The organism is Roseomonas sp. TS2 (assembly GCF_058833935.1).
Map to the genome: position 1 here is coordinate 20,151 of NZ_JCACVY010000036.1, position 8,816 is coordinate 28,966.

Here is an 8,816-nt window from a genome sequence, read left to right on the forward strand (position 1 = left end):
CGCCCACCCGCTCCGCCTTGCATGGCGGCTACCCTGTGCTTCCACCCGGCCCCCTTTCTGGAAGGTCTGGTGCCGCTCAGCCTCTGCCCGGCGACACGGTCAGTGTGATCGTACTCGCTTTGCCACGCAGTCTCGACATCCGAATGCTATAAATCCGCGAGACAATTTTCAACCTGGGCGTTCCTGCCCCGGTGCTTCTTTCCTCAATGGCCGGTTTCCGAGCGGCCGGCGGCGATCGCCGCGCGCATCCGCGCCACGGCGCCCGGCAGCCCCTCGAACACCGCGGCGCCGATCAGGAAGTGGCCGATGCTCACCTCCTCCACCTGCGGGATGGCGGCGATGCCGACCACGCTTTCATAGTCCAGCCCATGCCCGGCATGGCAGGCGAGGCCGAGGCCGGCGGCGTGCCCGGCGGCGGCGCGCAGCCGGGCGAGGAGCGGGCCACGTGCCTCGGGCGCGGTGTCGGCATAGGTGCCGGTGTGCAGCTCGATCGCCTGCGCGCCGAGCGCGGCCACCGCGTCGATCTGCGCCGGGTCGGGCTCCACGAAGAGCGAGACCTCGATGCCGGCGCCCGCGAGCCGGCGCACCGCCTCGGCCAGGGAGGGGCCGGCGCGCAGCACGTCGAGCCCGCCCTCGGTGGTCAGCTCGGCACGCTTCTCCGGCACCAGGCAGCAGGCGGCGGGGGCGAGGGAGAGGGCGATGCCCACCATCTCCTCGGTGGCCGCCATCTCGAAGTTCAGCCGCAGCCCCGGCTCGGCCGCCATGCGGCGGGCATCCTCGTCGCGGATATGGCGCCGGTCCTCGCGCAGATGGATGGTGATGCCGTCCGCCCCGGCGGCGAGGCAGGCGCGCGCCGCCTCCACCGGGCAGGGGAAGCGGCCGCCCCGCGCGTTGCGCAGCGTGGCGACGTGGTCGACATTGACCGAAAGGCGCAGCGGCTTCACGGACACTCTCTCCTCTGGCGGTGCGCGGCGAGCTCTGCGGCCAGCCGCAGCGCGGCGATCAGGCTGCCGGGGTCGGCCCGGCCCTGGCCGGCGATGTCGAGCGCCGTGCCGTGGTCCGGGCTGGTGCGGACCACCGACAGGCCAAGGGTGACGTTCACCCCGCCATGCATGTCGAGCGTCTTCACCGGGATCAGCGCCTGGTCGTGATACATGCCGAGCGCCGCGTCGTAGCCGGCGCGGGCCTGAGGGGTGAACAGCGTATCGGCCGGGTAGGGGCCGCGCGCGTCGATACCCCCGGCGCGCAGCGCGGCCACGGCGGGGGCGACGATGTCGCGGTCCTCCGTGCCCATGGTGCCGTCCTCGCCGGCATGGGGGTTCAGCCCGGCCAGCGCCAGACGCGGCGCGGCGATGCCGAAATCCTGGCGCAGCCCCGCCGCCGTGGCGCGGCCGATGGCGACGATCTTCCCCACCGTCAGGCTCTCGATGGCGCTGCGCAGCGACTGGTGGATGGTGACCGGCACGGCACGCAGCCCGGCGGCGGTCAGCAGCATCACCGGCGGGCCGTCTCCCGGCGCCAGGGCGGCGAGAAACTCGGTGTGGCCGGGGTGGCGGAAGCCGGCGGCGGTGAGCACGGATTTCTGGATCGGGTTGGTCACCACCCCGCCCACGCGCCCTTCGAGGGCCAGCGCCACGGCCCGCTCGATGGCAGCGATGACGGGGGGCGCGTTGCGCGCATCCGGCTGGCCGGGCCGCACGGGGGCGGCCAGCGGCAGCGGCAGCACCGGCAGGGCCTCCCGGAACAGGCCAGGAGCCTCCGCCGGCTCCGTCACCGTGCGGGTGGGGATGCCGGGCAGCAGCGCCGCGTCGCCCAGGAACAGGAAGGCCGGGCCGCTCTCCCGCAGCGCCGCCCAGGCGCGCGCCGCGATCTCGCCGCCGATCCCGGCGGGTTCGCCCATCGTCAGGGCCAGGGGCGGCGGTAGGGTCATGGGAAGAGTCGGCATCCGGCGTGTGGTGGCAGCATGGGCCACCACGCGCCGGCAGGCGTCAAGGCCGGTGGTGTCAGCGCAGGCCCGCGAAGGTGTCGCAGGCGGCCAGCTCGCCGCGCTCCAGCCCGGTGCGGAACCAGCGCACCCGGTCCTGCGAGGAGCCATGGGTGAAGCTCTCGGGCTGCACCTGGCCCTGGGCGCGGCGTTGCAGCCGGTCGTCGCCCACGGCGGCGGCGGCGTTCAGCCCTTCCTCCACGTCGCCCTTCTCCAGGATGGCGCGCGCCTGGTCGGCCTGCCTGGCCCAGAGCCCGGCGAAGCAATCGGCCTGCAGCTCCACCCGCACCTGGATGGCGTTGGCCTCCGTCCGCTCGCCCGCCTGCTGCTGCAGGGAGCGCGTCAGGTCGAGGATGCCGAGCTGCTGCTGCACATGGTGCCCCACCTCATGCGCCACGATGTAGGCGGCGGCGAAATCGCCATTGGCGCCGAGCTGGCGCTGCAGCTGTGCCATGAAGTCGAGGTCGATGTAGATGCGCTGGTCGTTCGGGCAGTAGAACGGGCCGACCTGGGACTGCGCCGCGCCGCAGCCGGACTGCACGGCGCCGTTGAACAGCACCAGCACCGGGTCCTGGTAGGGCCGGCCAAGCTGGCGGAACTGCGCCTTCCAGACCAGCTCCGTGTCGCCCAGCACCTGGGCGACGAAGCGGCGTTCCGCATCGCCGCCGGCGGTGGCCTCGCCGCCCGGGCCGGGGCGGGCCTGCTGGGTCTGCTGCGTGGGCACGCCGCCCTCATCCATGAACAGCACGGAAGGGTCGATGCCCAGCGCCAGGCAGATCACCACCAGCACCACGCCGCCCAGCCCGCCGCCCACGGCGAGGCCCCGGCCGCCGCCCCGGCTGCCACCCTGGCCCCGCCGATCCTCGATATTCTGGCTTTCCGGACCATCCAGCCGCATTGTCGTTCATCCTTGTTCCGCCGGCGGCGCACCGGCCATTGGCAACGCGCGGCCATGGGCCCGGTTGCGTGAGCGGTCAAGGTGCGGTCAAGGGGCGGGGCTCGCGTGCTCCTCGGCGGCGGCGGCCAGCGGCAGGCCACCACGCGCGCAGGCCTCGCCCAGCAGCAGCAGGGCGGGGCCGTCCTCCACCCAGCCCTGGGCCTGCCGTGCCACCTCCGCGAAGCTGCCGCGCAGCACGCGCTGCCGCGACGTGCCGCCGCGCTCGATGAAGGCCGCCGGCTGCGAAGGGTCGCCCCCCGCCGCCACGATGCCCGCGAACAGCGCCGGCAGGGTGGTGACGCCCATATAGACCGCGACCGTCTGCCCCGGCTGGGCCAGGCTGGCAAAGTTCACATCCAGCCGGCCCTCCCGCGTGTGGCCGGTGACGAGGGTGAGGCTGCGGGCGGCGTCGCGGTGGGTGAGGGGAATGCCCGCCTGCGCGGCGCAGGCCAGCGCCGCGGTGATGCCGGGCACCACCTCGCAGACGAGGCCGGCGGCCTCCACCGCCTCCTTCTCCTCGCCGCCGCGGCCGAAGATGAAGGGGTCGCCGCCCTTCAGCCGCACGACCTTCATGCCCTCCCGCGCCAAGCGGACCAGCAGCGCGTTGATCTCCGCCTGCGGCACGCAGTGATGCGACCGCACCTTGCCGACATAGATGCGCCGCGCGTCGCGCCGCGCCATCTCCAGCACCTCCGCCGGCACCAGGCGGTCATGCACGATGACATCGGCCTCGCCCAGCAGGCGCAGCGCGCGCAGGGTGAGGAGGTCGGCGGCGCCCGGCCCGGCGCCGACCAGATGCACGCTGCCGGCCGGCGCCGCCTCGGCCGCTTCCAGCGCGGCGGCGAAGGCGGCGCGCGCCTCGGCCTCGCGCCCGGCCTCGGCCAGCCGCGCGGCGGGGCCGGTCAGCGCGGCGTCGAGGAAGCGGCGGCGCGCGGCGAGGTCGGGCAGGCGGGCGCGCACGGCGCGCTGGAAGTGCCGCGCCAGCGCCGCCACCCGCCCGAGGCCCGGCGCCAGCACCGTCTCGATCCGCTGCCGCACCATGCGCGCCAGCGCCGGCGCCGCGCCGCCCGAGCCGATGGCGATGGTGATGGGGTCACGGTCCACGATGGCGGGGGTGATGAAGCCGCACAGCTCCGGCCGGTCCACCACGTTCACCGGGATGCCGCGGGCGCGGCAGGCTTCCGCCAGGGCGCGCAGATCCTCTTCCGGCGCGCCGGCGGCGCAGGCCAGCGCGATGCCTTCCAGCAGCGCGGGCGAGAAGCGCGCGGCATGGCGCGGGCGGGCACCGGCGGCGGCGAGCAGCACGGCCTTGGCCTCCAGCGCCTCGCCGGCGCCCAGCAGCAGCACGTCGCGGCCCTGGAGGTCCAGGAAGATGGGGAAGTGGCGCATGGTCGCCCGTCCTTACGCGGCCTGCACGCGGCGGGGCAACAGGCGGCGGCCCGCGCCCTTGCCTAGCCGGGGGAGGACAGGGTGCGCCGCACCGCATCCTTCCAGCCGGCATAGGCGGCCGCGCGCGCCGGGGCCGGCATGGCGGGCGTGAAGCGCCGCTCCAGCCGCCACCCCGCCGCGAAGCCCTCCGGCTCCGGGCAGAGGCCGGATTGCAGCCCGGCCAGATAGGCCGCGCCCAGCGCCGTGGTCTCCTGCACCGCGGGGCGGTCCACCGGCGCGTCGAGCACATCGGCCAGGAACTGCATCGTCCAGTCCGAGGCGGCGAGGCCGCCATCGACGCGCAGCACCGGGATCTCGCCCGGCGCCGTCTGGCTCGCGGCCCAGTCGGCGTGCATCGCCTCGATCAGGTCGCGCGTCTGGTAGCCGATGCTCTCCAGTGCGGCGCGGGCGAAATCGGCCGGGCCGGAATCGCGGGTGAGGCCGAAGACGGCGCCGCGCGCCTCCGCATCCCAGTGCGGCGCGCCGAGGCCGACGAAGGCGGGCACCATGTAGAGCCGCCGCGCGGCCTCCGAGCGCGCCGCCAGCTCCCCGCTCTCGGCGGCGGCGCGGATCAGCCCCAGCCCGTCGCGCAGCCATTGCACCGCCGCGCCGGCGACGAAGATCGCCCCCTCCAGCGCATAGGCCCGCCGCCCGTGGAACTGGTAGGCGATGGTGGTGAGCAGCCGGTGGCCGGAGCGCACCGGCTCGGCCCCCGTGTTGAGCAGCGCGAAGCAGCCGGTGCCGTAGGTGGATTTCACCATGCCCGGCGTGAAGCAGGCCTGGCCGATGGTGGCCGCCTGCTGGTCTCCGGCGATGCCGCGGATGGGGATGGCGGCGCCGAGCAGCCCCGGCTCGGTGTGGCCGAATTCCGTGGCGCAGTCCCGCACCTCGGGCAGCAGGGCGGCGGGCACGCGGAACAGGTCCAGCATCGCCGGGTCCCAGCGCCCGGCATGGATGTCGTAGAGCAGGGTGCGGGCGGCGTTGGTGGCGTCCGTGGCGTGCACCCTTCCGCCGGTGAGGCGCCAGAGCAGGAAGCTGTCCACCGTGCCGAAGGCCAGCCGCCTGGCCTCGGCGGCGGCGCGGGCGCCCTCCACATGGTCGAGCAGCCAGGCGATCTTGGTGGCGGAGAAATAGGGGTCGATCAGCAGGCCGGTGCTGGCAGCCACCGCCCCGGCATGGCCCCCGCGGCGAAGTTCGGCGCAGGCCCGCGCCGTGCGCCGGTCCTGCCAGACGATGGCGTTGTGGATGGGGCGGCCCGTGGCGCGGTCCCAGATCACCACCGTCTCGCGCTGGTTGGCGATGCCGAGGGCGGCGACGGCGCCCGCCGCCAGCCCGGCCTTCGCCAGCGCGCCGCGCAGGGTCGAGAGGGCGGTGCGCCAGAGGTCCTCCGCGTCGTGCTCCACCCAGCCGGGGGCGGGGTAGTGCTGCGGGAACTCCTCCTGCGCCACGGCCAGCGGCTCCAGCGCCGGCGGGCGGAACAGGATGGCGCGGGTCGAGGTGGTGCCCTGGTCCAGCGCCAGGATCGCGCCCTGCGTCGTCATGCGGTGTGGTGTCCTCCCGGGTGCTCCGGCGGCCACCATGTCGGCTTCCGGCGCGGCCGTCGAGCCGGGGCGGGAGGGGCGTGGCTCAGCCGGGCAGGCGCCAGCGGCCGAGCGGGCTGCTGTCGGCGCGCAGCACCGCCACCTCGCCGGAGGCGGGGAAGAGGCCTGTCAGGGCGGTGATGTTCACCTGGTGCGTCACCAGCAGGGCGGCGCCGCGCGGCGCCCGGGCGGCGATCCAGCGGCGCAGCGCGGCGGTGGATTCCGGCTGCGCCGCGCTGTCCCGGAAGAAGGAATTCAGCGCCGGCAGCGCCTCCACCGGGCCGAGGCCGAGCAGGCGGGCCGTCTCCAGGCAGCGGCACCACTGGCTGGACCAGACCGGCAGCGCGCCGAGGCCCTGCGCGCGGAAGGCCGCGCCGATCCGCCGCGCCTCCTCCCGCCCCGCCTCGGAGAGGTTGCGCTGCGTGGCGCACTCCGCCAGCCGGAAGCCCGGCGGGTCGCCCACGCCAGGGGCCGTGGCATGGCGCATCAGCGCCACATGGCCGCCCGCGCGCAGCGCCGCCCAGAGGTCGGGCGCCTCGGCGCGGGCCGTGGCGGAGAAGGCGAGGCCGGCCAGCAGGGCGCGGCGGCTCACCATCCGCGCGTACCTGACTCGCCCTTGAAGGGGCCAGTGACACGGCTGGTCACCCAGCCGCCATAGAAGCCGCCGGGCTGTGGCCGCGCCTGCTCCTCCCCCACCCAGCAGGAGTCGACGCGGCCGGCATAGAAGGCGAGGTGCCCGGCGATGGGCCGGAAGGCGGGCACCGGTTCCGGGTAGCTCCAGGCCGCCTCGGGCACGGTGTGCCCGTCCAGCGCCAGCGACCAGTAGGCGGCGCGGCCCTTCCACTCGCACCAGGACTGGCCGGGGGCGGGCTGCAGCACGCCGGGGCGGATGTCGGCCGGCGGGAAGTAGTAGACGGGCGGGTGGCTGGTCTCCAGCACGCGCCACCCGGCGGTGGTCTCGGCGACCACCTGCCCGGCGAAGACCACGCGCAGCCGCTCCGGCACCGGCTCCAGCCGGGGCGGACGCGGATAGTCCCACACCGATTCCTGCCCTGGCCCCGGCTCGACGCGCTGCGGACGATCCATGGCCCTGCTCCCTTGCCCTGCCTCTCCGCCGCATCTGGGGGCGGCGCGCGGCCTGACCAGGGGCGGGCCGGTGCGTCAGGGTGCCTGCACCAGCGCCACGCCGCCGCGCGCCACCACCCGGCCCCGCTTGACCACCAGCCGGCGCGGCGGGTGGGCCACCACCGCCTCGGCCAGCGTCTCCGCCTCCACCAGCACCACATCGCCGGAATCGCCGACGCGCAGGCCGTAATGCGGCAGGCGCATCACCGCCGCGCCGCCCTCGGTGCAGACGGAGAGCGCCATCTCCACCTCGTCGTCGCGCCGGAAGTTGTTGCGCAGGCCGAGCAGCATGGCGCGCTCCAGCATGTCGGCATTGCCGTAGGGGCCCCAGGTGTCGCGGATGCCGTCGGAGCCCGAGCAGACGCGGATGCCGCGCGCGCGCAGCCGCGCCACGGGCGGCACGGGGCGGCTGGCGGAGCCCGTGGTCATGATGCCGATGTCGAGCGCCGCGATCTGGTCCAGCAGCCCGTCCACCATGGCGGTGTCGGCATCACCCAGGCAGAAGGCGTGGCTGACCACCACCTGCCCCTGCATGCCCAGCGCCAGGGTGCGCTCGAAGATCAGCTCCAGGCTGAAGGCGCCGAGCAGGCCGGGCTCGTGCAGGTGGATGTCCACCGGCTTGCCGAAGCGCTCGGCCAGGCCGAACACCGCGTCGAGATGCCCCTTCGGGTCGCGGTCGATGGCGCAGGGGTCGAGGCCGCCCACCACGTCGGCGCCCATGCGCATCCCGGCCTCCAGCAGCGCCAGCGTGCCCGGGCGCGCCAGCAGGCCGGATTGCGGGAAGGCGACGGTCTCGATGTCCATCGCCTCCCGGTAGGCGTCGCGCGTCGCCAGCACGCCTTCCAGCCCCTCCAGCCCCAGCTCGGTGTCGATATCGACATGGCTGCGGATATGGGTGGTGCCGTGGCGCAGCGACTGCACCACCTGCCGCGCCGATTGCCGCGCCGGGTCGATGCCCCATTCGCGCTTCAGCCGCCGCTCCGTGTCGATCTTGTCGATCAGCGCCGGGCCGGCCTGGTGCGGCCGCCAGCCCATGCCGAGCAGCGACTTGTCGAGATGGGTGTGCGCCTCGACCAGGCCGGGGATCAGCAGGGCGCCGCCGCCGGCCTCCACCGGCACGCCGGGCGGCGCCGTCACCTCCGGCCCGAGGCCGGCGATGCGGCCGCCCTGGATCAGCAGGGCGGCGGGGGCGCCGCCCATCGGGCGGATGTCGGTGATCAGCAGATCCTGGGTCATGGGGCCTTCCGGGGCTGGCGGCGGCGCCGCGCGGGGACAAAGGGGGTGTGCGGGGCGCGGCTAGCCGGCGGCGAGCCGCAGGAGCAGCAGCGGCGCCGCCAGGCCCAGCACCGCGAAGGTCAGCGCCATGCCGGCCTGGCGCAGGATCAGCGTCTCCGGCTCGCGCGAGATGCCGATGGCGTGCAGGACCCGGCCCGCCAGCGCCAGGCCGCCCAGCAGGTGCAGCAGGGCGGGCCCGCTGCCGGCGGCCTCCAGCAGCAGCAGGAGCAGCAGGGTCAGCGGCGCGTATTCGGTGAAGTTGCCCTGCGCCCGGCTGGCCCGCAGCAGCCGGACATCCTCGCCGAGCCCGAGCGCCACGCGCGCCGCCAGCCGCGCGCGGATCACCAGCAGGGAGAGCGCCAGCAGCAGCAGCCCGGAGAGGGCGGCGTAGAGGGAGGTGACGGGCAGCGCGGTCATGCGGCGGGCAGGCTCCGGCAGGGCCAGGACGGCGTCGGGGGTGGGGCCGCGGCCACGCCCTGGCGCGCCC

General features: G+C 75.4%; 9 protein-coding genes. All 9 read right to left on the reverse strand.

Annotated features, from left to right (window positions below; genetic code table 11):
• Positions 1-203: 203 nt before the first annotated feature.
• Positions 204-944: a pyridoxine 5'-phosphate synthase gene (locus ACZJYS_RS08640; protein WP_456316928.1), complete on the reverse strand. Its 741-nt coding sequence runs from the start codon at positions 942-944 to the stop codon at positions 204-206.
• On the reverse strand, positions 941-1,930 hold the full coding sequence (pdxA, locus tag ACZJYS_RS08645; protein ID WP_493177229.1) for a 4-hydroxythreonine-4-phosphate dehydrogenase PdxA: 990 nt from the start codon (positions 1,928-1,930) through the stop codon (positions 941-943). Before pdxA ends, ACZJYS_RS08640 begins: the two co-directional genes overlap by 4 nt.
• 73 nt (positions 1,931-2,003) lie before the next feature.
• Positions 2,004-2,882 carry a KPN_02809 family neutral zinc metallopeptidase gene (gene ypfJ, locus ACZJYS_RS08650; protein WP_493177231.1) on the reverse strand — a complete coding sequence of 293 codons (879 nt, stop codon included), beginning with the start codon at positions 2,880-2,882 and terminating at the stop codon, positions 2,004-2,006.
• Between the two features lie 87 nt (positions 2,883-2,969).
• A complete protein-coding gene (gene cysG, locus ACZJYS_RS08655; RefSeq protein ID WP_493177233.1) occupies positions 2,970-4,310 on the reverse strand; it encodes a siroheme synthase CysG in 1,341 nt (446 codons plus the stop codon).
• 62 nt (positions 4,311-4,372) lie between these two features.
• A complete protein-coding gene (gene glpK, locus ACZJYS_RS08660) occupies positions 4,373-5,890 on the reverse strand; it encodes a glycerol kinase GlpK (RefSeq protein WP_493177235.1) in 1,518 nt (505 codons plus the stop codon).
• Between the two features lie 85 nt (positions 5,891-5,975).
• Positions 5,976-6,521, reverse strand: a complete 546-nt coding sequence (locus tag ACZJYS_RS08665; protein ID WP_493177237.1) for a histidine phosphatase family protein — start codon at positions 6,519-6,521, stop codon at positions 5,976-5,978.
• Positions 6,518-7,015 (reverse strand): DUF427 domain-containing protein, encoded by a 498-nt coding sequence (locus ACZJYS_RS08670; RefSeq protein WP_493177239.1) that lies wholly within the window; start codon positions 7,013-7,015, stop codon positions 6,518-6,520. Before ACZJYS_RS08670 ends, ACZJYS_RS08665 begins: the two co-directional genes overlap by 4 nt.
• Positions 7,016-7,090: 75 nt before the next feature.
• Positions 7,091-8,290, reverse strand: a complete 1,200-nt coding sequence (locus ACZJYS_RS08675) for an amidohydrolase family protein (RefSeq protein ID WP_379649019.1) — start codon at positions 8,288-8,290, stop codon at positions 7,091-7,093.
• 60 nt (positions 8,291-8,350) lie between these two features.
• Positions 8,351-8,816, reverse strand: a 466-nt coding sequence (locus tag ACZJYS_RS08680) for an MAPEG family protein (RefSeq protein WP_493177242.1), incomplete at its 5' end; no start/stop codon positions are given.